Source organism: Ralstonia sp. SA306, assembly GCF_054792405.1.
In genome coordinates, this window is record NZ_CP096452.1 from 197,433 (window position 1) to 221,542 (window position 24,110).

17 protein-coding genes are annotated in these 24,110 nt (G+C 65.0%); 11 read left to right on the plus strand and 6 right to left on the minus strand.

Features of this window, described 5'->3' with window-relative positions:
* Positions 1-6 precede the first annotated feature (6 nt).
* The gene (locus M1D44_RS17510) at positions 7-891 is read right to left on the minus strand and encodes an aldo/keto reductase family oxidoreductase (protein ID WP_316853517.1); all 885 of its coding nucleotides are present in this window, start codon (positions 889-891) and stop codon (positions 7-9) included.
* Positions 892-993: 102 nt separating this feature from the next.
* Here M1D44_RS17510 and M1D44_RS17515 point away from each other — a divergent pair, with 102 nt between their 5' ends.
* Positions 994-1,908, plus strand: a complete 915-nt coding sequence (locus tag M1D44_RS17515) for a LysR family transcriptional regulator (protein ID WP_024977913.1) — start codon at positions 994-996, stop codon at positions 1,906-1,908.
* A gap of 102 nt (positions 1,909-2,010) precedes the next feature.
* Here the strand turns inward: M1D44_RS17515 and M1D44_RS17520 are convergent, their stop codons facing one another.
* Positions 2,011-3,669 carry an APC family permease gene (locus tag M1D44_RS17520; RefSeq protein ID WP_316853518.1) on the minus strand — a complete coding sequence of 553 codons (1,659 nt, stop codon included), beginning with the start codon at positions 3,667-3,669 and terminating at the stop codon, positions 2,011-2,013.
* 361 nt (positions 3,670-4,030) lie between these two features.
* On the opposite strand from M1D44_RS17520, the gene M1D44_RS17525 reads away from it, so the two are divergent.
* Entirely contained in the window at positions 4,031-5,386 is a 1,356-nt protein-coding gene (locus tag M1D44_RS17525) for an MATE family efflux transporter (RefSeq protein ID WP_024977911.1), read from the plus strand.
* 20 nt (positions 5,387-5,406) lie between these two features.
* On the opposite strand, the gene M1D44_RS17530 is transcribed toward M1D44_RS17525, so the two are convergent.
* Positions 5,407-6,003 carry a helix-turn-helix domain-containing protein gene (locus M1D44_RS17530; RefSeq protein WP_316853519.1) on the minus strand — a complete coding sequence of 199 codons (597 nt, stop codon included), beginning with the start codon at positions 6,001-6,003 and terminating at the stop codon, positions 5,407-5,409.
* A gap of 87 nt (positions 6,004-6,090) precedes the next feature.
* Between M1D44_RS17530 and kbl the strand changes: the two genes are divergently transcribed.
* From kbl to M1D44_RS17575, 9 genes are all read left to right on the plus strand, one after another.
* Positions 6,091-7,308 carry a glycine C-acetyltransferase gene (gene kbl, locus M1D44_RS17535; RefSeq protein WP_316853520.1) on the plus strand — a complete coding sequence of 406 codons (1,218 nt, stop codon included), beginning with the start codon at positions 6,091-6,093 and terminating at the stop codon, positions 7,306-7,308.
* Positions 7,308-8,291, plus strand: coding sequence for an NAD-dependent epimerase/dehydratase family protein (locus M1D44_RS17540; protein WP_024977908.1), 984 nt, complete (start codon positions 7,308-7,310; stop codon positions 8,289-8,291). Before kbl ends, M1D44_RS17540 begins: the two co-directional genes overlap by 1 nt.
* A gap of 109 nt (positions 8,292-8,400) precedes the next feature.
* The gene (locus tag M1D44_RS17545; protein WP_037032073.1) at positions 8,401-8,646 is read left to right on the plus strand and encodes a hypothetical protein; all 246 of its coding nucleotides are present in this window, start codon (positions 8,401-8,403) and stop codon (positions 8,644-8,646) included.
* Positions 8,647-9,232: 586 nt separating this feature from the next.
* Complete coding sequence (locus M1D44_RS17550) at positions 9,233-10,234, plus strand: LuxR C-terminal-related transcriptional regulator (protein WP_112187229.1); 1,002 nt, start codon at positions 9,233-9,235, stop codon at positions 10,232-10,234.
* A 73-nt stretch (positions 10,235-10,307) separates the two neighbouring features.
* Entirely contained in the window at positions 10,308-12,773 is a 2,466-nt protein-coding gene (gene pgaA, locus M1D44_RS17555) for a poly-beta-1,6 N-acetyl-D-glucosamine export porin PgaA (protein WP_316853521.1), read from the plus strand.
* Positions 12,774-12,823: 50 nt separating this feature from the next.
* A complete protein-coding gene (gene pgaB, locus M1D44_RS17560; protein WP_439004616.1) occupies positions 12,824-14,998 on the plus strand; it encodes a poly-beta-1,6-N-acetyl-D-glucosamine N-deacetylase PgaB in 2,175 nt (724 codons plus the stop codon).
* A gap of 1 nt (position 14,999) precedes the next feature.
* The gene (gene pgaC / locus M1D44_RS17565; protein WP_024977489.1) at positions 15,000-16,283 is read left to right on the plus strand and encodes a poly-beta-1,6-N-acetyl-D-glucosamine synthase; all 1,284 of its coding nucleotides are present in this window, start codon (positions 15,000-15,002) and stop codon (positions 16,281-16,283) included.
* Positions 16,280-17,290: a poly-beta-1,6-N-acetyl-D-glucosamine biosynthesis protein PgaD gene (locus M1D44_RS17570; protein WP_316853523.1), complete on the plus strand. Its 1,011-nt coding sequence runs from the start codon at positions 16,280-16,282 to the stop codon at positions 17,288-17,290. The genes pgaC and M1D44_RS17570 overlap by 4 nt, the downstream gene beginning before the upstream one ends.
* A gap of 375 nt (positions 17,291-17,665) precedes the next feature.
* Complete coding sequence (locus M1D44_RS17575) at positions 17,666-17,896, plus strand: hypothetical protein (RefSeq protein ID WP_024977491.1); 231 nt, start codon at positions 17,666-17,668, stop codon at positions 17,894-17,896.
* Positions 17,897-18,173: 277 nt separating this feature from the next.
* Here the strand turns inward: M1D44_RS17575 and M1D44_RS17580 are convergent, their stop codons facing one another.
* From M1D44_RS17580 to M1D44_RS17590, 3 genes are all read right to left on the minus strand, one after another.
* Positions 18,174-23,096 carry an NAD-glutamate dehydrogenase gene (locus tag M1D44_RS17580; protein WP_316853524.1) on the minus strand — a complete coding sequence of 1,641 codons (4,923 nt, stop codon included), beginning with the start codon at positions 23,094-23,096 and terminating at the stop codon, positions 18,174-18,176.
* A 156-nt stretch (positions 23,097-23,252) separates the two neighbouring features.
* Positions 23,253-23,585, minus strand: a complete 333-nt coding sequence (locus M1D44_RS17585) for a DUF2322 family protein (RefSeq protein WP_024977493.1) — start codon at positions 23,583-23,585, stop codon at positions 23,253-23,255.
* A gap of 77 nt (positions 23,586-23,662) precedes the next feature.
* Complete coding sequence (locus tag M1D44_RS17590) at positions 23,663-24,058, minus strand: DUF1801 domain-containing protein (protein ID WP_316683583.1); 396 nt, start codon at positions 24,056-24,058, stop codon at positions 23,663-23,665.
* Positions 24,059-24,110 lie beyond the last annotated feature (52 nt).

Consider the following 24,110-nt stretch of genomic DNA (forward strand, 5'->3'; position numbering starts at 1 on the left):
GTGGGATCAGGCGGCCTCGTCCGTGGAAAGTGCAACGGCGTCGAGTTCGCGCATCGCCTCTTCCGGCAACGCAATCGCTGCCGCAGCGAGGTTCTCGCGCAGGTGGGCGACCGACGAGGTGCCCGGGATCACCAGAATGTTCGGTGACCGGTGCAGCAGCCATGCGAGGGCCGTCTGCATGGGAGTCGCGCCGAGCCGCGTCGCCACATCGTTGAGCGTGGACGATTGCAGCCGGTTGAACCCGCCTAGCGGAAAGTACGGGACATACGCGATGCCGTCGGCGGCCAGTGCGTCGATCAGGCCGTCGTCGTTTCGGTGCGCGAGGTTGTAGTGGTTCTGCACGCAGACGATCTCGCAGATCCGCCGCCCTTCCGCGATCTGGTTGGCCGTGACGTTGCTCAGCCCGATGTGCCGCACCAGCCCCTGCCGTTGCAGTTCGGCCAGGGCCGTGAGCGGCGCTTCGATCGATCCTTCGGCGGGGCCATGCGTGTCGAACATGACCCGCAAGTTCACCACGTCCAGAGCATCCAGACCGAGGTTGCGCAGGTTGTCGCGCACGGCTTCGGTCAGCGCCTGCGCTGAAAATGCCGGCAGCCACGCGCCCTGGGCGTCGCGCCTGGCGCCGATCTTGGTGACGATGAGCAGATCGTCGCGATAGGGATGCAAGGCTTCGCGGATCAGTTGATTCGTGATGTGCGGGCCGTAGAAGTCGCTGGTGTCGATGTGATTGACGCCCGAGGCAACGGCTTCACGCAACACCGCAAGCGCCGCGTCGCGGTCCTTGGGCGGGCCGAAGACGCCGGGGCCGGCGAGCTGCATGGCGCCGTAGCCGAGACGATGCACGCGATGGCTGCCGATGGAAAACGTGCCGGCCTGAATGATGGGAGACATGGTCACACTCCTGTGTGAAAGACGAGGTGACGGCAGATTAGGCGCAAGCGCGGTGCGCGATAAGGGGACATAATCCGCACGGGCTGTGCGAAAAGGCGAACAATGCAAGTCGATCTGGGTGATCTGAATGCCTTCGTGGCGGTGGCGCAAGCCAAGGGCTTTCGCGAGGGCGCAAGGCTGATGGGCGCGAGCGCATCGGGGCTGAGCGAGGCGGTGCGTCGGCTTGAGACGCAGCTTGGTGTGCGCCTGCTGAACCGCACGACGCGCAGCGTCTCGCCAACCGAAGCGGGGCAGCGCCTGCTTACCCGCCTGCGGCCGGCCTTGAGCGAGGTGGAAGCCGCGCTGGACGTCGTCAACAATTTCCGCGAAAGACCGGCAGGCACCCTGAAGCTCAATGTGCCGATGAGCGCCGCGCGGCTCGTGCTGCCTGCCATCATCCCGGGCTTTCTTGAGGCCTATCCCGAGATCCGGCTGGAGGTCGTGGCGGAAGAGAGCTTCGTCGACATTCTTGCCGCCGGCTGCGACGCGGGCATCCGTTATGACGAGCGGCTCGAACAGGACATGATCGCCGTTCCGATCGGGCCGCGAACGCAGCGGTTCGCGACGGCGGCGGCACCCGGCTATCTCGATCGACGCGGCCGCCCCACGCATCCGCGCGACCTGTTGGACCACGCCTGCATGCGCGGGCGGTTTGCGAGCGGCGCGATGCCGCCGTGGGAATTCGAGCGTGACGGTGAAGTGGTCAACGTGGACCCGTCGGGCCCGCTGCTCGTCCGTATTGGCGGCGCGACCGATCTTGTCGTGGACGCCGCTGTTGCCGGCGTCGGCGTCGTGCATCTGTACGAAGACTGGCTGCGCCCGCATCTTGCGAGCGGGGCGCTCGAGCCCGTGCTCGAAGATTGGTGGCGGCCGTTTCCCGGGCCGTATCTCTACTATCCGGGGCGACGGCTCGTGCCGGCTCCGCTGCGGGCGTTCATCGATTTCATCAAAGCCGGTTCGGATAAAGACGCGATCTGAGCTTTCGCAGCCGGGGCTCTCGCTAAGGCGTCACTGCTGCAACGAAAAAAACGCCCGCCGGCAGAACCGGTCGGGCGTTTTTTCTTGCGAGCAACAGCGGTGTCAGGCGCGTTGCGGCACGGCGCGCGGCGCACGCTTGGTGTCGTGCGCTTGCACGTCGTCATGTACGTGTTCGACTTCATCCAGATAGCGCGTGTGCCAGCCGCTGGCCACGCCCCAGTGGTAGAAGAACAGTGAGAGCACTGCCACGATGCCCATGTCCCAACCGTAGGGGATGTAGCCGTGGCCGCCGAACTCCGTGCTGCCGCAGTACGACAGCGCGGCGATGGTCGGCAGGTAGGCGATCATCCACCACGCGCCCTTGAGTTCCGTCTTGAAGTCGGGCCAGCCGGCCTTGGCCTGGTAGTAGAAGTACACGGGTAGCGCCACCAGCATCAGCACGATGATCTCGCCCGTCAGCGGCCACTTGGCCCAGTACAGGATGAGCGATGCGCACACAAACGCGAACGGCGCGACGAGCGACAGCCCCGGCAGACGCAGCGGGCGATGCAGTTGCGGCGACGTGCGGCGCAGCGACATCACGCTGATCGGGCCCGTCAGGTAAGAGATGACCGTTGCCACCGAGATGACGGCAGCCAGCGCGCCCCAGCCACGGAAGAAGAACAGGAAGATGAACGACACCGCCAGGTTGAACCACATGGCCGGACGCGACACGCCAAACAGCGGGTGCACGCGGCCGAAGATGGCCGGCATGGTGTTGTTGCGCTCCATCGCGTAGATCATGCGTGTGGTGGTGGCCATGTACGTGCTGCCGGTGCCCGACGGGCTGACGAAGGCGTCGACGTACAGCACGACGGCCAGCCAGTTCAGGTTCAGCGCAATCGCCAGTTGGGCGAACGGCGAGTGGTAATCAATGCCGTGCCAGCCATTGACGAGCGACTCAGGCGGCACCGCGCCCAGGAAGGCCACCTGCAGCGCCACGTAGATCACCGCGGCCAGCAGGATCGAACCGATCACCGCGATGGGCACGTTGCGGCCCGGGTTGCGTGCCTCGCCCGCAAGGTTGATCGGGCTCTGGAAACCGTTGAATGCAAACACGATGCCGCTGGTGGCAATGGCGGTCAGCACCGCAGACCAGCCGTACGGGGCAAAGCCCTGTCCTGCCACGTTCGCGCCCGTGCCCGTGCCCGTGCCCGTGCCAAAGTTGCCCGGGTGAAAGCCCGCTGCAACCAGGGCCACGGCAGTTGCGGCCGGAATGATGAACTTGAAGATCGTGATGGCGTTGTTCGCCTTGGCAAACACCTTCACACCCCAGTAGTTCAGCAGGAAGTACACGACGACGAGCACCGCCGACAACACAAGCCCCGGCGGCGTGAGCTCACCGTGCTGGAACAGCGACTGCGCCCAGGGCCACGGCCAACTGCTCATGTACTGGATGGAGGCCTCGGCCTCGATGGGGATGACGGTGACGATGGCGATCCAGTTGGCCCATGCCGCCACGAAGCCCACCAGTGAGCCATGCGAGTAGCGCGCATAGCGCACCATGCCGCCCGATTCCGGGAACATCGCGCCCAGTTCGGAATACGTCAGGGCAATGGCCAGGATGACGACTGCGCCGATGATCCAGGTGAAGATGGCAGCGGGGCCCGCCACCTTTGCAGCGTGGCCGGCGCCGAACAGCCAGCCGGAACCGATGATCGAGCCCAGCCCGGTCAGCATCAATGCCCAGGCGCCCAGATTGCGTTGTACGTTTTTTTCCAAGAGGAGTCTCCGCCCCGGCGAGTCGGAAGTTCGACAGGGCATCGCGGTTGCTTACCAGTCCGCTTAGTTCTACCGAGGCGACGCTGTTTGGGCGCCGCCCGCCGTCCCATGTGGTGGGTGTCACCAGCCTGGGACATGCGTGTGCCGGATGATGCGTAGCATCAACCGCACCCGTCCGGCCGCGATGAAAGGCAAAACACGGTGTCTGCCTTCCGGGGGGATTCGCGTATAGTCATCGACGGCGTTGTGCGGGGTGCCGCACTTGCCGCCCGATTCCGGAGCCCGCAATGGGGCGCAATGATAGCGAAATCGTGAGCGGTTGCACCGCCTTTTTCATCGTTCCTCGCAGTTTTTTCTCCGCATGGAGTCCTCTTTCGCCACTTCGGTTGCACCTGCGTCACCTGCGCAGTGGCACAGGCGCGTGCTGACGCTGGCGTTTCCCATCGTGCTGGCCAACCTGACGCAGCCGATCCTCTCGGCGGTGGATACCGCCGTGGCCGGGCATCTGCCGGGGCCGGAATACATTGGCGGCGTGGCGCTGGGCGGGGTCTTCTTCAACTTCGTGTTCTGGGGGTTTGGCTTCCTGCGCATGGGCACCACGGGGCTGGTGTCGCAGGCGCACGGCGCGGGCGACACGCAAGCGTTGCGGGCCAGCGTGGTGCGCGCGCTGCTGCTGGCATTCGCCATTGGAGCGGCATTGCTGGTGCTGCAGGTGCCGGCGATCCGCATCACGCTGGCGCTGCTTGGTGCGAGCGAATCCGTCACCCGCATGGCCGAGGTGTATTGCCACACGCGCATCTGGTCGGCGCCGTTTGCGCTGGCCAACTACGTGGTGCTCGGCACGCTGCTCGGGCGCCAGCAGGTGCGGCGTGCTTTGCTGCTGCAGGTGTTCATCAACACCGTGAACATGGTGGCAGTGCTGACCCTGGTGCTGGGGGCTGGCATGGGCGTGGGCGGTATTGGCGCGGCAACGGCGCTGGCTGACATTGCCGGGTTTGGGCTCGGCATGCTGCTGCTCTGGCTGCAACGGCCGATGGGTTTGCCGGCGCTCACGCGCGCCGAATTGCTCGCTCGCGACGCCTGGCGCCGCCTGATGGGCCTGAACACCGACATCTTCCTGCGCACGCTGTGCCTCCTGGCAGCCTTCGGCTGGTTCGCCCACGCGGGCGCCAAGCAGGGCGACGTGGTGCTGGCGGCCAACGCGCTGCTGCTCAACTTCCTGACCTTCATGGCCTACGGGCTGGACGGCTTTGCGCACGCCGCAGAAGCGCTGGTGGGCGCCGCCATGGGCGCGCGGGACCGCGCCGCGCTGCGCATGGCGATTCGCGTGTCGACGTTCTGGTCGGTGCTGGGCGCAGGGCTTTTTGCCGCCGCATACGCGCTGGCGGGCGCCGGCATTATTGGCGTGCTGACCGATCAGGCCGCCGTGCGCGAAGCCGCGCGCCACTATCTGGTGTGGGCGGCACTGCTGCCGATCGTGTCGGTATGGGGCTTTCAGTTTGACGGGGTGTTCATCGGCGCGACGCGCACACGTGAACTGCTGGTGACGATGGCCGTGGCGGCTGCCGCGTTCTGGGGCTTGTCGGTCACGCTGCAGCCGCTGTGGGGCAACCACGGGCTGTGGTTGTCGATGCTGGGGTTTATGGCGTTGCGCGGGCTGATGCTCGGGGTGCTGCTGCCGCGCGTGTGGCGGGCGCCTCAACTGCAGGCAGCCTAGGCAGCATCAAGCTGCAGCGGCTACTGCGCGTATTCCACCACCAGCAACGCCGTCGCCATCGTCTTGCCGGCGTTTGAGATGGCGTGCTGCACATCCCCCGGGTAGCGCGCCGATTCCCCGTGCCGCACCTTCTTCTCACTCGGGCCGGATTGCACGTTCACCGTGCCGCTGAGCACGGAGATGTGCTCCTTCGAGCCCAGCTCGTGCGGCTCTGACGCGAGCACGCCGCCGGGCTGGATCGCCAGTTCATACCATTCAAAGCGCGCCGCCAGGTCCACAGGGCCAAGAATCTTCAATTCGCACTTGCCATCCGGGCTTTTGATGACTGGGATGGAGTGAGCGGGGATGACCGTCACCGCGGGCGCCGCATCGGCCGCGCCTTCGGGCGACAGAAAATCTGCCAGCCCTACGCCAAGCGCGCTGGCCAGGCGCCACAGCACCGCGACGGTCGGGTTGGCCAGATTGCGCTCGACCTGCGAGAGCATGGATTTGGACACGCCCGCGCGCCGCGACAGTTCATCGAGCGACAGCTTGCGCGCCTGGCGCAGCGCTTGCAGCTTGGCACCAACGGCGGGCGGGCCGTCGGCAAGGACATCGGTGGCGGGGGCTTGTGCCATCGGTTGGTATCTTGTAAATTGAACGAATTATTCGATATATCGAACATGTTCGATTTATCGATCAACGCAGTCTACAGGAGCAGCACCATGGGGACAACGCAAGCCAATGCTTCCACCGACGCCTTCTACGCGCACATCCGCCGCGAACTGGAGGCGATCGAGGAAGCCGGTCTCTACAAGACCGAGCGCATCATCACCTCGCCGCAGGGCGCTGTGATCCGCACGGCTGACGGCAAGGAGGTCATCAACCTCTGCGCCAACAACTACCTGGGCTTGTCGTCGCACCCGGAGGTGCTCAAGGCTGCGCACGAAGCGCTCGACACGCACGGTTTCGGCCTCAGTTCGGTGCGCTTCATTTGCGGCACGCAAGACCTGCACAAGACGCTGGAAGCGCGGCTGGCGAAGTTTCTTGGCACGGAAGACACCATCCTCTACGGTTCGGCGTTCGATGCCAACGGTGGCTTGTTCGAAACGCTGCTGGGCGCGGAAGACGCCGTCATCAGCGACGAGCTGAACCACGCGTCCATCATCGATGGCATCCGCCTGTGCAAGGCGCAGCGCTATCGCTACAAGCACAACGATCTGGATGATCTGCGCGCGCAACTGAAGGCGGCCGATGCGGCGGGCGCGCGCTTCAAGCTTGTCTTTACCGACGGCGTGTTCTCGATGGACGGCACCATCGCGCGGCTGGATGAAATCCGCGCCATTTGCGATGAGTTCGGTGCGCTGCTGGGCATTGACGAATGCCATGCCACGGGCTTTCTCGGCAAGCGGGGGCGCGGCTCGCACGAACACCGCGGCGTGTTCGGCAAGATCGACATCATCACCGGCACGCTGGGCAAGGGCCTGGGCGGTGCATCGGGCGGCTTTACGAGTGCGCGCAAGGAGGTGGTGGCACTGCTGCGCCAGCGCTCGCGGCCGTATCTGTTCTCGAACACGGTGGCGCCGTCCATTGTTGGGGCCACCATCAAGGTGCTCGATCTGCTGGAAGCCGACACCGCGCTGCGCGACAAGCTTGAAGACAGCGCGCTGTATTTCCGCCGCAAGATCGTCGAGCTGGGCTTCGATATCAAGCCGGGCGACCATCCCATCGTGCCGATCATGGTGTACGACGCCAAGAAGGCACAGGCCCTGTCCAAGCGCCTGCTGGAGTTGGGCGTGTACGTGGTCGGCTTTTTCTACCCGGTGGTGCCCAAGGGGCAGGCGCGCATCCGCGTGCAGATCAGCGCCGTGCACGAGCGCGCGCAACTCGATGCGGCGCTCAAGGCGTTTGAAACCGCAGGCAAGGAACTGGGGATCATCTGATGAGCACCGGGACCAGCGCGAATTTTGGAACGGCGCCGCGCATTCTCATCATCGGCGCCAACGGGCAATTGGGGACGGAGCTGGCCGCCGCGCTGGCCGAACGCTACGGCACTGGCAACGTCGTGACCAGCGACATGGTGCCCCGGGGCCGCCACCCGCAGATCCGCCACGAAACACTGGATGTGACCGATCGCGGCCAGTTGCGCGAGATCATCGAGCGCCACGGCATTACCCAGATCTATCACCTGGCGGCGGCGCTGTCGGCCGCGGCAGAGCAATCGCCCACGTGGGGCTGGGCGCTCAACATGAATGGCCTGCTGAACGTGCTGGAGGCCGCGCGCAATCATCAGCTTGAGCGCATCTTCTGGCCCAGCTCGATTGCCGCGTTCGGGCCCACCACACCTGCGGACAACACGCCGCAGAGCACGATCATGGAGCCCAAGACCGTCTACGGCATTTCCAAGCTGGCGGGCGAGGGCTGGTGCCGCTGGTATTTCGAGCATTACGGCGTGGATGTGCGCAGCCTGCGTTATCCGGGCCTGATCTCGTACAAGACCGCACCGGGCGGCGGCACGACCGACTACGCCATCGACATCTTCCATTCGGCCGTGAAGGGTGAGCGCTATACGTGCTTCCTTGATCACGACGAGGCGCTCCCCATGATGTATATGCCAGATGCCGTGCGCGCCACCATCGAGTTGATGGAGGCACCGGCCGAGCGCATCACCGAGCGCGGCAGCTACAACCTGGCAGGCGTGAGCTTTACGCCGGAGCAGCTGGCGGCCGAGATCCGCCGGCATCGTCCGTCGTTCGAGGTGGCGTACGCGCCGGATTTCCGCCAGGCGATTGCGGCCAGTTGGCCGAATTCCATCGACGATTCGGTCGCCCGGCGCGATTGGGGCTGGAAGCCCGAATACGGCGTGGCGGAGATGACGACCGACATGCTGCAGAACCTCGCGCACTTGGCTACGCATCCGGCCTAGGCAGCTTTAATTAGGGGAAGTGCGAGTCTTCCCTAGCGCTGTTTTCTGTTTCGCTTCGATCGGTTGTGTTCAACAATGCAGCATGGCCATCACATCTCGTCCCTGCCGCATGTCTTCTTCGACACCCGACCCCGCGCCGCGCCATCGCGACGATCTGCCGCCCGCCAAGCGCACGTGGTGGGTGCCGGTGCTGCGCATGTCGGTGGCGGCCGGCGCGGTGGCGGCCATTCCGCACACGTCGATCCAACTGCCGTTTGCCGACGGTGCCTGGATGCTGCATATGGCGGCGGGCATCATCTTCATGGTGGGCGCCATCGACAGCCTGTTCCTCTTTGCCATGCGCCATAAGCCCTGAAGGGGCGCATCGGTCATCTATCCGCTGCCGGCCTGCCGCTAATGTGGCGCCTGCCGCGCTCGCTCGGTAAGTTTTAAAACAGGTTGTAAAAACGTTCAGTGGACAACCGACGGCATGACCGGGCCTGCCGTCACACGCCGCGAATTCGTAACTGAATCGTTACAGAAATGGAGTGGATTTGCGGCGTCGCACCAATCGATGCCACCGCCCAGCGATCCTTTGCCACAGTGGGTTTTCACCGCCTTCCTCATGACCGCATTTGTGCCGCAAGTGTAAGCAGATGTTGCGCTGCACGTAGGTGGCCCGATGCTTGCTCTATGTCGTGCGGTCACTCTGCATGTGCAAGGCATTTCCGCCACATGCAGAACATGTTCTTCCAATAAGCGAATCCGGAACCGGATTGGTCCCCACGGCACCACGGTTTCCACGGCATTCGCAATTCGCTTCTCCAGATCCGGCACATCGCCGGTGGCAGGGCGCTTCTCTCGGACGGTCCCGGGGTTTCGACGGTCACATGCGTGCTCGCCCGCAGCGGCTGGCCTGCGCGCGCCTGACCGGAATCGCTTCACAAGAAAACGAGGAAACCATGAAAGCAGTCCTGCTGGAGAATCATCCGTTGCTACGAGCCGGACTTGCGCAGTTGCTCGCGCATCCCACCCTTGGCCTGGAGGTCGTTGCCCCGGCATTGCCTGCGGGCATCCCCGGCGAACTGCACGCGTTCGATGAGCGAGCCGATCTGCTCGTCATCGGGCTGGACGAGGCCGAGGGCCCGATCAACGCTGGTCAATTCGCTGCCCAATTGCGCGAGGCCATCGATGCCAGCGAGGCCAGCCGCGTGGTGCTGCTCGCCGCAAGCCTGTCTGCTGAGGAAGCGCACGTCGCCATGACGTGCGGTGTGGACGCCTACTGCGCCAAATCGCAATCGCCCGAAGTCTTGCTGGCCACGCTGCGGCTGGTGCTGGCCGGCGGCCAGTCGTATCCGGCGTTGATGCCGCGTGCGGCGAATGCAGTCATGCCGATGCTCTCGCTGGATGCATCGGAAGCGGCGCAGCGGCTGAATGTTTCGCTGCGACAGTACGAAGTGCTGGTGTTGCTGTCGCGCGGTCACTCCGTCAAGGGTGTCGGCCGCCTGCTGGGCATTTCGGAGGCCACCGTCAAGACGCACGCGTGCACGCTGTATCGACGCCTGAACGTGCGCAACAAGAGCGAAGCGGTGTACGCCGCCATGCGCCTGGGGATTCCACTGGAACTGCAGGGCGGGGCTGCCGCCACCATCAGCGCTGCATCTGCGCACACATCGGTCCAGGTGTCTGGAGATGCGCAAGACGCAGATGTGTTCGTGCAAACCGCTGCACGCACACCGACTCCGCTCCAGGCCGGCGCACCGGCCCGAGACGCGGTGATGGCGTCTTCATCCCCCCAGCCGGGAGCGTCCGAGCGGACCACCACATCGGTGACTGCTTCGGGCGCTGAACTGGGCGCCGAATCGCGCTGGGCCGCCATGACACGGGCCTTTGGGGGCGTGACGCCTGCCAAGCCGATGCGCGCCCCGGTGCGCACCGCCAACGGTACGGCCCGCCTCGGCTGACTCAGCCCGGTCAACTCTTCATGCAATGCGGATGGCGTGCGCCCGCACGCGCCGCCCACTGGACATGACAACAATGACAACCCACGAGCCAATCTCCTGGAGCCTGCCGGCCGAGCGCAACAGCGCGGCCGCGGCATGGCATCCTCGCCGCTGCGCGATTGCTGCCGCCACCGTTGTGGTGGTCGGCACGGTGCCGATGATCGCGCACGCCGCGACCGACGATGCTTCCAACGCGGCCACGCGCCGCTTGATCGATACGCAACTGACCGACGCCGCGGCCAAGGGCCCGGCCACGTTTGCATCCACGACCGTCATCGCCGGCGGTGATGGCGTGCCGGCGTCTCCGGCCAACACGCTCCTTGTTGCGCAACAGGCGGTGCCGCCTGCGGATTCATCCGTCACGACATCGCCCGCGGCAACCGCGCCGGCTGCCACGTCGCCGATGCCTGCTGTTGAGGCGGCGCCCCCGGCGCCACCATCTGCGCCGCCGTCGCCCACGGTGATCCTGCCGCCAGGCGCCCCCGCACCGGATACGGCTGCACAGGCGCCCGCCGTGCCTTCGGGCCCGAGCGCTCAAGGCCCCGGCGCGCTCGAACCGCTGCCGGTGTCGCCAGAAGCGGCCAATGCAGCAGCGACCCACGCCGCCGGCAATGCGCCTGACAATGCGCCCGTCGGCCCGATGCCGACCGACCGCCAGGCCTTCCACGATGAGGTCATGCGCGAGTCGCGCGAGGGCGCTGCCACGTTGGCGCAAGAGCACCTGCGCCAGCACCCGGACTGGTTCAAGGAAAGCGAATCGTGGCACGTTGACCATGCCGCCGCCGCGCAGCGCATCCGCTGGGGGCGTCAGCAGTTGAAGGTCATCAACGGGCCGGAACGCTTCGTCATCATCGATCAGGCTGTAGCCGAGATCGAGGCGCTGCTCAAGAAGGTGCCCGATACGCCAGAAAACGCAGAGTTCCGCCAGCAGATCGTGGCGGACGAAGTGGTGGCACTGGCTTCGCGCGGGCGCATGAAAGATGCCGTCAAGCGCTACGAAGCCATGTCGCAGACGGGCAAGGTGCCCGCCTACACGCGCGTGGCCGCGGGGGATGCCTATGCGTATCTCGATACGCCCGACAAGGCCGCAGATGCCTACGCCCGCGCGCTCAAGGATGCCAGCCCTGGCGAGATCGAAACCGGCGACGTTCAGGAAGGCCTGTTCTACGCCATGCTCGACACCGGGCGTTTTGAAGAGGCTCGCGCGCTGCTCGACAAGATGAAGGCCGACAACCCGGAATACGTGCGCCTGGCGCCCGAAGCCGGTACGCCCAATCCCGATTACTCGCGCATCAAGCGTCTGGAAGCGCAGTACCTGATCCTGACGGGCCGCACCCACCAGGGCATTGCCGAGCTGGACAAGTGGCGCCACGAAGCACCGTTCGCCGCATCGCTCGTCAGCGCACGTGCCGACGGCGCGATGGTGCAGACCGAGCCGTACCGCTCGCGCGACATGTACAAGACCGCGCTGGCCGAGCATCCGGATGACCTGAGCGTGGTGGCCGGCTATGGCCGTGCATCGCTGGCAGTGGACGACCTGAAGACCGCGAAGGATGTCGCCAACGGGCTGGACGAGCGCTTTCCGGAGAACGGCTCCGTGCGTGCGCTGCGCAGGGATCTGGACGTCTATCAGAGCCCGCAGCTCATCATTCAGTCAACGGCGGACAAGGGCAATTCGGCGTTCGCCAACAACGAGTACGGTATCGACACCAAGGCCTACAGCGGCCCGTTTGCCGATCACTATCGACTGTTCTTCCACAACTTTGCCGGCCGCGCGCAGTTTGACGGCGCATCGCAGAGCCGTGTGCGCAACGGCGCGGGCCTGCAGTGGTTCGACACCGGCGTCGAGGTGAACGGCGAGGTGCACCAATCGGTTGGCGCGGTGGGCAAGACCGGCGGCACCCTGGATGCAGCGTGGATTCCGAGCGACCACTGGAAGGTGTCGGGCATGGTCACCAACGACGACCTGGAAGTGCCCTACAAGGCGTACCAGGTGGGCGTGACCGGCAAGACCGTCAGCGGCAACGTGCGCTACACCTGGGACGAAACGCGCTACGCCTCGCTCACGTATGGCGTGTCGCGCTACACCGACGACAACCTGCGCCAGCGCGTGGGAGCCAACTTCTATCAGCAGGTGTTCACCTCGCCGCGGCACACCATCGGCGTGCTGTTCGGGGCCGATACCAGCCGCAACACGATGACGGGCCTGAACTACTTCAGCCCATCGCGCGACTACAGCGGCCAGGCCACGGCCATCTGGTCGTGGACGCCCTGGCGCTACGCCGACAAGTCGTTCACGCAGCGCGTGTACCTGACCGGCGGCATGTACAACCAGCAGTCGTTCGGCAGCAGCCCGATGTACGAAGCGCGGCTGGAGCACGTGTGGCAAATCAATCGCAAGACGCAGGTGTCTTACGGCATCGGCTTTGGTCGCCATAGCTATGACGGCCAGCCTGAGAACCGCAAGTTCCTGTACCTGAACCTCAACATTCCGCTGTGATGCCCATGCAAGCTCTCCGACAACCGTCATTGCGACGATTCTTCGCCTGGATGGCACCGAGACTGGCGCTGGCCCTGACGTTGGCTTTCCTTGCTGCCGTTCGGTCTGCCGCCGCCGTTCAGGTGGACTTCCTGCCCAAGCCCGATCCGGACGATGGCAAGACGTTCCGCGTGCTGTGCTTTCACGACATCCGCGACAACCTGCGCGCCAGCTTCGAGACGTTGCCCGATGGGTTTGCCGTCGACACCAAGATGCTGACGAACATGTTCAGTTGGATCCAGGCCAACGGCTACCACCCGGTCACGCTCGCGCAGATCGACGAGGCGCGCCATGGCGGCAAGCCGCTGCCCAAGCGCCCGCTCCTGCTGACGTTCGATGACGGCTATGAAAGTCACTACACAAAGGTCTTCCCGCTGCTCAAGCAGTTCCGCTTTCCGGCGGTGTTCGGGCTGGTAACGGAGTGGACCAACGCACCCCAGGGATCGAAGGTCAAGCTGTCGGACAAGCAGATCGTGCCGCGGGACTTCTTCATGAACTGGAACCAGATCCGCGAGATGCAGGCCTCCGGCCTGGCAGAGTTCGCCACCCACACGGCAGATATGCACCACGGCGCGCTGGGCAACCCCCAGGGTAACGAGATGCCGGCGGCGACCACGCATGAATATCTGCGCAATCTGGGCCGCTATGAGACCGATGACGAATACCGCAAGCGTGTGCATGCTGACCTGCAGCGCAGCATCGACCTGATCCAGAAGAACACGGGTACCAAGGTGCAGACGGTGGTGTGGCCGTATGGTGCCCACAACCAGATGCTCGACCAGGAGGCCGCCAACGTGGGCCTGAAGTACATGCTCACGCTGGAGCCGGGTCCGAACACGCCGGACGTGCCGCTCACCGCCATCCGCCGAAGCCTGATGGGCTACGACACCAACACCGGCGATCTGGAGCGTTCGCTGCGCGAGCCCGTGACTCATCACGGCGAGATCAACCCCGTGCAGCGCGTGGTGCAGGTCGACATGGATTACATCTACGACCCGGACCCGAAGCAGCAGGAAGCGAACCTCGGCAAGCTGATCGACCGCATCAAGGACTTGGCGCCGCGTGTGGTCTACCTGCAGGCCTTCGCCGATCCGAAGGGCAACGGCGCCGTGGACGCTGTGTACTTCCCGAACCGGCACATGCCGATGCGTGCGGACCTGTTCTCGCGCGTGTCGTGGCAGTTGAAGACGCGAGCAAAGGTGGAGGTGTACGCCTGGCTGCCGATGCTGTCGTACAAGCTGCCGGCCAACAACCCGGCCGCCACGCACCTGGTGCAGTCGTTGCCGGGCGCGCCGCAGAAGCCGGGCACCGTCAAGCCGCCGCGACTGTCGCCGTTCGATCCGCAGGCACGCCAGATGATCCGCGACATCTATGAGGACCTGGCCAAGAACTCGATCATCGACGGCGTGCTCTTCCACGACGACGGCGTGCTCGACGACTACGAAGATGCCAGCCCCGCCGCGCTCAAGGCCTACGAGGCCATGGGCCTGCCCGGCGATATCAACAAGATCCGCCAGTCGCCGGAGTTGATGCAGAAGTGGTCGAAGGCCAAGACCGCTGCGCTGATCTCGTTCTCGAAAGAGCTGATCGCGGTGGCGCAGGGCTATCAGAACGGCCGCGACATGCTGACCGCGCGCAACATCTTTTCGGGGCCGGTGCTTGATCCGAAGGCCGAGGCCTGGACGGCGCAGAACTATGACGACTTCCTGGAGGCGTACGACTACGTGGCGCTCGAAGCCATGCCGTACATGGAGGAAGCCAAGGACCCGAAGGACTGGATGAAGAAGCTGACCGCCGCCGTGGCCAAACACAAGGGTGGGCTGAAGAAGACCATCTTCGAGCTGCAGGCGGTGGACTGGCGCAATCAGGACAAGCCGATCCCGACGACCGAACTGCGTGACCAGATGCGCGCGCTGCGCTCGGCAGGTGCTCTGAATTACGGCTACTACCCGGATGATTTCATTGCCGGCCGGCCCGATACCGAGGTGCTGCGTGATGTGATGTCGCTCAAGACGTATATCGAGACGCGCAAGCCGCCCGGCGGCAATACGCGCAGCGTCGAGAAGCTCGACAGCAGTGCTGCCCCGCAGAGCCAACCGCCGAAGGCCAGCGCGACGGGCGCAGACAAGCAGCCCGGGACGACCGAAGCGGCAGCGCTGTCCCACACCAACAAGGCGGGAGGCTGACATGGTGGACGCACTCGCCGCTAAGCGCTGGATCTCGGGCTTTGTCTTTTACTACCCGTTCTTCATGTCGTATTTCTGGATGATCGGCGGGCTGCTGCATTACTTCCTGCTCGAGCGGGGTACGCAGAACGTGCGGCATCCGCTGGCACTCCTGGGGGTGAAGAGCTATCCCAAGGTGTCGATCATCGTGCCCTGCTACAACGAAGAGGCCAATGTGCGCGAGGTGATCAGCCACCTCGCACGCATGCGGTATCCGAACTACGACATCATCGCCGTGAACGACGGCAGTTCTGACCGCACCGGTGAACGCCTGAACGAACTGGCGGCGGAATACCCGCAACTCGTGGTGATCCACCAGTCGTCCAACCAGGGCAAGGCGATTGGCCTCACCACCGCGGCGCAGGTGACCGACGCCGAGTACCTGATGTGCATCGATGGCGATTCGATCCTGGATGTGGATGCGATTGCCTGGATGATCCGCCACCTGATGGAGAACCCGACCATTGGCGCGGTGACGGGCAACCCACGCATCCGCACGCGCTCGACCTTGCTGGGGCGCATGCAGGTGGGCGAGTTCTCGTCGATCGTGGGGCTCATCAAGCGCACGCAGCAGGTCTATGGCCGGCTGCTGACGGTGTCGGGCGTGGTCGTGATGTTCCGCAAGCACGCCATTGAAGATGTCGGCTACTGGAGCAACGACATGCTCACCGAAGACATCGACATCAGCTGGAAGCTGCAGGTGGGCGGCTGGATGATCCGTTATGAGCCGCGCGCACTGTCATGGATCCTGATGCCCGAGACCTTCCGCGGCCTGTACAAGCAGCGCCTGCGCTGGGCCAAGGGCGGCATCCAGGCGCTGATCAAGTACGCGCCGGCCATGGTGAGCCTGCGGCAATCGATGATGTGGCCGATCTTCTTCGAGTACGCACTGTCGGTCGTGTGGGCGTACAACATGCTGATCGTCATCACGTGGTCGGTGCTCGGCTTCTTCATCACCCTGCCACCCGAATGGCGCATGGAAGCCTTCCCGCGCTGGCACGGCACGCTGCTTTTCATCACATGCGTGCTGCAGTTGCTGATCGGCTGCTTTATTGATCGCCGCTACGACGACAACATCCTGCGCTACTTCATCGACACTGTCTGGTATCCGGTTGCGTTCTGGATCCTGAACCTTGTCACCACGGTGGTCGGCTTTCCGGCCGTCGCCTTCCAGCGTACGCGTGCCCGTGCCCGCTGGACCAGCCCTGACCGGGGCATCCAACAACAACAGGGGAATTCGCCATGACCATGCTTGTCATTGATGTTTCGCGAAACTCGATCCGACAGTCGTTCTCAGACAAGGGTGTCGTCGGCACCTTGCACCACGTGCTTTGGTTCCGCATCTTCCGGCCGGTGCTCGTGATTTCGATCTGGGGCCTGCTGGGCCTGTATGTGGGGTACTCCATCAGCAGCGTGGGCCCCAGCGGCCTGCCATTCGAGCAATTGCGCATGTACGGCAACATCATCGCCGGCATGGGCGGGGTGCTCGTGGTGTGGATGATCCTGTCGCGGTTGGACCGCGCCATTCGCCGCAAGCTTGCACGTGCGCCGGCGGTGCCCGCTCCATCCGTCGGGGCTTCCGCCCGCGCGTCGCGGGGGGCGTTGCATGGGCAGCAGCAACCGGCCTGGCAGCGTCCGCGCAACACGCGCCTGCTGGTGGTCGACCACGACGATGACGGCGATATCACCCACGTGCGCTCGTGGCAGGAGTGGGCGGGTCGCCCGGCACCTGCCGGCACCGCCACACCGCCCACGCCGTTCATCCGCAGCCCCGAATACGACCCGGAAGAGCCGGTACTGGGCATGCGCCCCGTCAGCGAGGCGATCGTGCTGGAGAACCTCGACCGCGAAGAGCCTTCGCTGGCACGCGTTGATGCACCTGCACAGCAACCGCGCGACGTGGTGAAGGCCGTGGATGCGGTGACGGCCGATGCCGCCGGCTTTCATCGCTTTGGCTATCGCGGCCGTCTGGGCCGTAACGATTGGATCGAGCCGCAATCGGCCCAATCGCCAGCCCAGACGTACGCGATGCGGCCCGGTATGGCCCGCCATTACGGCAGCGTGACCGCCGTGGTGCATGGCCGTGCTGCAGTGCACGCAGCGGACCGAGCCACTGAACGCCATCGCGCGCTGCATGCATTTGGTGCGCATGCACAACTGGATGATCCGTACGCGCGACTCCAACGCGTCGAACGCATTGACCCGCTGCACGGCTTCGGCCGCCGTGCCAACATCGTCGACGACGACCTGTAAGGTCGCCCCCCAGCGCAGCACTCAGCGCCCCGGTGATGTGAGTCACCGGGGCGCGTTCTTTTGGGCAATTGATTTAGCGCAAACGGAGGAGGACGGACTTTTCTGTGATGCGCAATCGTTGCCGCCGGTGCGCAATACAGCACGGCAAACGGTTGATGCACCGTCATCGCCCATGCGGCCGCGGGCGCCGACGGAAGAAGGATGGAATTGCCCTCTTGAATGCCGCTGCGAGGGTGCCTATGCTGGCTTCTCCTGCAAGCCCAGCTGCTCTCTCCCGGTGTTCTTGGTGGCTCTTGCAGTGCTCATGGTGTCAGTGAAAACCAAGCCCACCCACCGTCACGCATGCCGTGGCCAACAGACAAGCTGGAGCCAACTGTGCTGAGTCCCCATGAATTTGCCGTCCTGCTTCTCGTCAACGACGGCGCCGAATCCGACGACCTGGATCGCGCCGATGTCGAAGCGCTCATCGAGCGACAGCTCGTGACGCTGGAACGCCGTGGCCCCGACCACAGCTATGCCCGGGTAACCCTCCAGGGCTACGTTTTGCTCAAGGCTTCCGGACACGTTCGCACCAGCGGCCGCCGTTCGATGGCCGCGTCTCACTAGACGATCCTTCCTCATTGCGGTGCAGCAAGTCGTTGCCTGGGCGCAAAGTCCAGGACGGCGAGTGATGTGCCTGCGATCGATACAGACAGAAACGCGCTGTTCGTGGCCCAAGCGCACCCGATGCGAGCTTGGCTACTTCCAGTACGGAGGATCGACGTACTGCATGTTTTTCCAGCCCGGCGTGGTGGATGCCTTCGTCGTGCAGCCGCCGTTCTCGCACGACACGCCACCAGTGCGCGTCAACGCCGCACTGGCGCGTGCCCGTCAGCGGCCTGCATCAGGCGTCGACCTCAGCCAGTGCCTTGAGGCCTACCGACAGCATCGCCAGATCGGCCGAGCCGGCCGCGACCTGATCGGCAATCACGCGGTTGTAGCGCGCCAGCGCCTCCTGTCGCGTGCCGCGCCATGTGTCGATGAGGGCATCCGCGCTCGTGCCGGGCGCCGCATCCTGCAAGACGGATTGCGTGAGCCGCCGCCGCAGTTGCCCCAGTTCTTCGAGCAGCGTTGCGCGCGCCAGCATCTGCCAATGCGTTTGCGTCGGCAGGCCGAGGATGCCGCCTTGCAGCCACCCGTAACCCAGCGGTTGGTCGAGGGCAAAGTACACGCGTGCGGCGAGCCGTGCATCGCAGCCGCCGGCGGTCGCAACCTCGGCGATATCGAGCAATGACACACGCGCCGGCACGCCAGTTGCCACGCGCGCCAGTGCTTCCGGCACGCCGGCATCGGTAAAGACCTGCAGCTGCTGCACCGCAGCTTGCGCAGATTCCTCAGGCTGCAGCGCGTCAATCTCGGGTGCGAGCGCATCGACCGCAGACCTGAAGTGCTCGACTGCGGTTGGTACATCCGCCACGCGCCGCCGCAGGAACCACAACGTCGCGCGCTCATGCAACTGCGCGAGCGCCGTGAACAGGGCAGTTTGCGTTTCGTGCGGCACCTGGGCGTCCAGGGCATCGACTTGTTGCCAGAGCGCGTCGAGCCGGTAGACCGCGCGTGCGACGAGGCTTGCCCACACCACGGCAAGCGGCTCTGCGCCGGTTTCTTCGGCCATCCGGTGCACGAAGGTCACGCCGGCCCGGTTGACGAGCGCGTTGGCGTGCATCGTCGCCAGAATCTCGCGACGTAGCGTGTGCCGGGGGATCGATGTAGCGCAACGCGTGTGCAGCGGCTGCGGAAAATAGTCCGGCAGACCATTGGCCACGAAAGGCTGGTCGGGCAGATCGCTGCCCAGCAGCACGTCGTACAGCCACATCTTGCTGTAGGCCATCAGCACGGCGCGTTCGGGCGTGGTCAGGCCGCCGCCGCTTGCCCGGCGGGCGTCGATCTCTTCATCGGCAGGCAGGAACTCGATTGCGCGATTCAGGCGCCCGCCGCGCTCCAGATACCGCATCAGCCGCGCCTCGGGGTCGAGCCACAGCGCCGTGCGCGTGCGCGCAAGTGACAGCGCCTGCGTCTGGAAGTAGTTGTCGCGCAGCACCAGTTCGCCCACCTCGTCGGTCATCTCGGCCAGCAGCGTGTTGCGCTGCTTGAGTGTCATCTCGCCGTCGGTCACGACCAGCCCCAGCAGGATCTTGATGTTGACCTCGTGGTCGGAGCAATCCACGCCGGCGGAGTTGTCGATGGCATCGGTGTTGATGCGCCCGCCATGCTGCGCGTACTCGATGCGGCCGAGCTGCGTGCAGCCCAGGTTGCCGCCCTCGGCCACGACCTTGCAGCGCAGCTCGGCGCCGTTCACGCGCAGGCCATCATTGGCCCGGTCGCCCACCTGTGCATGCGTTTCGGTACTGGCCTTGATGTAGGTGCCAATGCCGCCGTTGTAGAGCAGATCAGCAGGTGCCTTGAGGATGGCGTGCAGCAGGTCGTTCGGCGCCATCTCGGTGGCCGTCACATCCAGCATGGCGCGCACCTCCGGCGTGAGCGCGATCGACTTGACCGTGCGCGGGAATATGCCGCCGCCGGGGCTGATCAGTGCCCGGTCGTAATCGGCCCAGCTTGAACGCGGCAGGTTGAACAGGCGCTCGCGCTCAGCAAAGCTCGTGGCCGCATCGGGCGACGGGTCGAGAAAAATGTGCCGATGGTCAAACGCCGCGAGCAGGCGGATATGGCGCGAGAGCAGCATGCCGTTGCCGAACACATCGCCCGACATGTCGCCCACGCCCACGACGGTGAAGTCCTGCGTCTGCGTATCGACACCCATCTCGCTGAAGTGACGCTTGACCGATTCCCATGCGCCACGCGCGGTGATGGCCATCTTCTTGTGGTCGTAGCCCACCGAGCCGCCCGAAGCGAAGGCGTCGCCGAGCCAGAAGCCATATTCGGCCGAGATGGCGTTGGCGTAGTCGGAGAACGTGGCCGTGCCCTTGTCGGCGGCAACGACCAGGTAGGGATCGTCTTCGTCATAGCGCACGACGTCGCGCGGCGGCACGACGCGGCCGTCGACGTAGTTGTCGGTCAGGTCGAGCAGCCCGCGCAGGAAGGTCTGGTAGCACGCCACGCCTTCGGCCAGATACGCGTCACGGTCGCTGGCCGGCGGCGGTTGCTTGACGACAAAGCCGCCCTTGGAGCCCACCGGCACGATGACGGTGTTCTTGACCATTTGCGCCTTGACCAAGCCGAGCACCTCGGTTCGGAAGTCTTCGCGCCGGTCAGACCAGCGCAAACCACCCCGCGCAACCTTGCCGCCGCGCAGGTGCACGCCTTCTACGCGCGGCGAATACACCCAGATCTCGAACATCGGCTTGGGCTCGGGCAGGCCCGGCACGCGCGCTGGGTCGAACTTGAACGACAGATAGGGCTTGGGCTGCCCCTGTCCGGCATCCGGCAGGCTCTGAAAATAGTTCGTGCGCAACGTGGCTTCCAGCACGCCTAGGAACTGCCGCAGGATGCGGTCTTCATCCAGGTTGGGCACGTCTTCGAGCGCCTCGTCGATCTGCTTGCGCAGCGTTTCGCTCGCGCGCGAACGTTCGGCCTCGGCAAGGGCAGGGTCGAATCGCACCAGGAACAGCCGCACCAGCGCCCGCGCAATCGACGGGTTGCCGTTCAGCGCGCTTTCCATGTACGTATTGCTGAAGGTCGAACCGATCTGGCGGATGTAGCGCGCGTATGCACGCAGGATGCGGACCTCGCGCCAGGTCAGGCCGGCCTGCAGCACGAGGCGGTTGAGATCATCGTTTTCCAGCTCGCCGCTCCAAATGCGCGCGAAGGCGTCTTCAAAGCGTGCGCGGGCTTCGTCCAGATTGACTTCGCTGCCGTCGATGGTCTCCATGCCGAAGTCGTGCATCCAGATGGGGGCGGCATCGGCAGGTTCGATGCAGTAGGGGCGCTCTTCGTTGACGCGCACGCCCAAGTGTTCAAGCATCGGCAGGCTGTGCGACAGCGATGTTGGCTGGCCGGCGCGGTAGATCTTGAAACGCAGCGCACCGGGTGGCGCTTCGAGCGGCCGGTAGAGCTGCATGGTCAGCACGTTGTCCGTGGCATTGGCGCCGAGCAGCGGCTCCATCAGTTCGATGTCGCGCACGGCAAGGCGTGCGGCGTAGTCCTCTCGAAAACCTGCCGGAAACGCGCCGGCATAGCGGCGCAGCAGGCGATTGCCGCGCTCTTCGCCGCCGCGTTCGAGCAGCGCGTCGGCCAGGTCGTCCTGCCAGCGCCGGGCGGCCTGCACGATGCGGTCTTCGAGTTCGGCCACGTCCACGTCGGGCACGTTGCCTGGCTGCGTGCGCACGGTGATGTGGATGCGCGCCAGCATCGATTCCGACAGCAATGGCGTGAACTCCACTGCGGTGCCGTGATACGCCGCCTGCAGCAGACCCTGGATGCGCACGCGCAGATCCGTGTTGAACTTCTCGCGCGGCACGAACACAAGGCACGACACGAAGCGGTCAAACGGATCACGGCGCACGAACAGGCGCGTGCGCTGGCGCTCCTGCAACCGCAGGATGCCGAGTGCGATGTCGTGCAACGCTTCGGCGTCCATCTGGAACAACTCGTCGCGCGGGTATTGCTCCAGGATCGTGACGAGCGTCTTGGCCAGATGCCCGTCGGGAAGGAAGCCCGTGCGTCGGATGACGTCGGCCACCTTGCGGCGCACCAGCGGAATGTCTTCAGCCGGCACCATGTAGACGTTCGACGTGTACATCCCCAGGAAACGCCGCTGCCCACAGACACGGCCCTCGGCGTCAAACAGTTTGATGCCGATGTAGTCGAGATACCCGGGCCGGTGCACGGTGGCCCGCGAGTTGGCCTTGGTGAGGAAGATGGGCTCGGGTGCGTCGATGAACTTGGCCGCGCCCGGTGCCAGGCGCGTCGTGTCCGGCGTGGAGGTGTCGCGCAGCGCTTCACGCAGCACGCCCAGGCCGGTGCCCGGTATGCCGCGCAGGTAATGGCCATCGTCTTGCGTGATCAGTTCGTAATCACGATAACCAAGGAAGGTGAAATGCCGCTCGATCATCCAGGTGAGGAAGGCCTGCGTTTCGGCGATCTCGGCACGTTCCACGTCACCGGTGGAGGGCTGCGCGGCGCGTACGGCCAGCGCATCGATGGCGGCCTGGGCGGCCGTTTGCATGGGCTTCCAGTCTTCCACCGTGGCACGCACGTCGCCAAGTACACGCATGAGGCCGTCGTGCAAAGCCTGCAGGCGGTCCGGTTCGGAGAACCGATCGACCTCGATGTGGATGGTCGATTCGAAGCGGGCTACGCCGTGGGTTTCCCTGTCCGCATCGGCGGGTGTATCGGGCATGTCGCCCGCAAGGGCCGCCGGGCGCTGGACACCGCCGCCGGCCGAGACCGCCACGCGCATGCCTGCGCCATCGCGCTGTACGCGGTAGACCGGGTGGAAGGCGGAATGCAGCGCCAGCCCTTGCCGGTTGATCTCCATGGTCACGGAGTCGAACAGGAACGGCATGTCGTCGTTGACGATTTCAACGACCGTGTGACCGCAGTACCAGCCGTGCTGTTCGAGGCTCGGGTTGTAGACCCGCACGCGCGGTTGCCCCGACACGAATTTCTGGCCCAGTTGCCAGTGCGCCATCGCCGCGCCGTAGAGGTCGGCAACGCTGCGCGAGATCACGTCTTCGGGGTCTGCCAGACCGTAGTAATGCCGCAGGAACGGCTCGAACAGGTCGGCAATATCGGGCGCACGTTCGCGCGCCAGGGCCACTGCATCCGCCATGTGCTGGCGGACCTTGTCTTCGTGCTGGGCAGGCATGAGGCGGCTCCCGAAGAAGGGCTGCCTCATGCTACGCCGCGTGCCCATGGCTGGCAATCAGCGTGCGCGGCGCACGGCTTTTCAGATGCCGCTGTGTGCAGTGCAGCGAGAGAACAGGTGGTTCACTCGCTACTTGCCGCGCGCATCAGCGATGCGTCATCCAGCCTTTACGACGTTGATGCGCAGGGCCGGCTCACCCGCCGCGATGGCCAGCAGGCGGTCCACATTCGGGTGGGCGCCGGGGCGGTTGCGTGCATCGATGGTGTGCTCGGCAAACACGGCCAGGCCGTGCTCGGCGGCCTTGGCGTCGAGCTGCCCGAACGTCTGCTGCAGGTAGTGATACACCGCCACCGAACCTTGCTTGCCCGGCTTGTTTTCGATATCGGCCACCACTGCGCCCTGGCCGTCGACCAGATCGATGCGTTCGATGCCGTCAATGGCGGGCAGTTGGGCGAGGTTGTCCTTGAATACGCTGGTCGGTTGAATCACTGCGGTTGCTCCGTTGGTTGATCAGGCGGGCCGTATGTTAACGGCTCCGGCCCGACCCGCACGAGCTTGCGCGTTCTTCAGCGTTTGGCGCCGGCCTTGTTCACGGCAATGGCTGCCTGGATGAGCGCCTTCAACGCTTTCTCGTTCACCTTGTCGCCCTCGCGGAAATCGATGGCGCGGCGAGTGTTGCCGTCCAGGCTGGAATTGAACAGGCCGGAAGGGTCAGGCACTGAGGCGCCCTTGGCAAACGTCATCTTCACCGTCTGCTTGTAGGCCTCGCCGGTGCAGATCAGGCCATGGTGCGACCACACGGGCACGCTCCATTTCCATTCCTCCACCACGTCGGGATCGGCTGCCCGGATGATGGCGCGCAGGCGGGCGAGCATCTCGCCGCGCCAGTCGCCCAGCTCTGCAATGCGTGCGTCGATCAGTTCGGATGCGGGTGCGGCGGTGTCCTGCGTGCTCTTCTTCATGTGTCTGCCTCCGTGGTGGGCCCAAGCAGAACATTCTGGCAGGAACATGGGC

Excerpts from the sequence above, each read along its gene's own strand:
- M1D44_RS17510 (WP_316853517.1), bottom strand. The coding sequence starts at position 891 with ATGTCTCCCATCATTCAGGCCGGCACGTTTTCCATCGGCAGCCATCGC.
- M1D44_RS17515 (WP_024977913.1), top strand. The coding sequence starts at position 994 with ATGCAAGTCGATCTGGGTGATCTGAATGCCTTCGTGGCGGTGGCGCAA.
- M1D44_RS17525 (WP_024977911.1), top strand. The coding sequence starts at position 4,031 with ATGGAGTCCTCTTTCGCCACTTCGGTTGCACCTGCGTCACCTGCGCAG.
- M1D44_RS17530 (WP_316853519.1), bottom strand. The coding sequence starts at position 6,003 with ATGGCACAAGCCCCCGCCACCGATGTCCTTGCCGACGGCCCGCCCGCC.
- kbl (WP_316853520.1), top strand. The coding sequence starts at position 6,091 with ATGGGGACAACGCAAGCCAATGCTTCCACCGACGCCTTCTACGCGCAC.
- M1D44_RS17540 (WP_024977908.1), top strand. The coding sequence starts at position 7,308 with ATGAGCACCGGGACCAGCGCGAATTTTGGAACGGCGCCGCGCATTCTC.
- M1D44_RS17545 (WP_037032073.1), top strand. The coding sequence starts at position 8,401 with ATGTCTTCTTCGACACCCGACCCCGCGCCGCGCCATCGCGACGATCTG.
- M1D44_RS17550 (WP_112187229.1), top strand. The coding sequence starts at position 9,233 with ATGAAAGCAGTCCTGCTGGAGAATCATCCGTTGCTACGAGCCGGACTT.
- pgaA (WP_316853521.1), top strand. The coding sequence starts at position 10,308 with ATGACAACCCACGAGCCAATCTCCTGGAGCCTGCCGGCCGAGCGCAAC.
- pgaB (WP_439004616.1), top strand. The coding sequence starts at position 12,824 with ATGGCACCGAGACTGGCGCTGGCCCTGACGTTGGCTTTCCTTGCTGCC.
- pgaC (WP_024977489.1), top strand. The coding sequence starts at position 15,000 with ATGGTGGACGCACTCGCCGCTAAGCGCTGGATCTCGGGCTTTGTCTTT.
- M1D44_RS17570 (WP_316853523.1), top strand. The coding sequence starts at position 16,280 with ATGACCATGCTTGTCATTGATGTTTCGCGAAACTCGATCCGACAGTCG.
- M1D44_RS17580 (WP_316853524.1), bottom strand. The coding sequence starts at position 23,096 with ATGCCTGCCCAGCACGAAGACAAGGTCCGCCAGCACATGGCGGATGCA.
- M1D44_RS17590 (WP_316683583.1), bottom strand. The coding sequence starts at position 24,058 with ATGAAGAAGAGCACGCAGGACACCGCCGCACCCGCATCCGAACTGATC.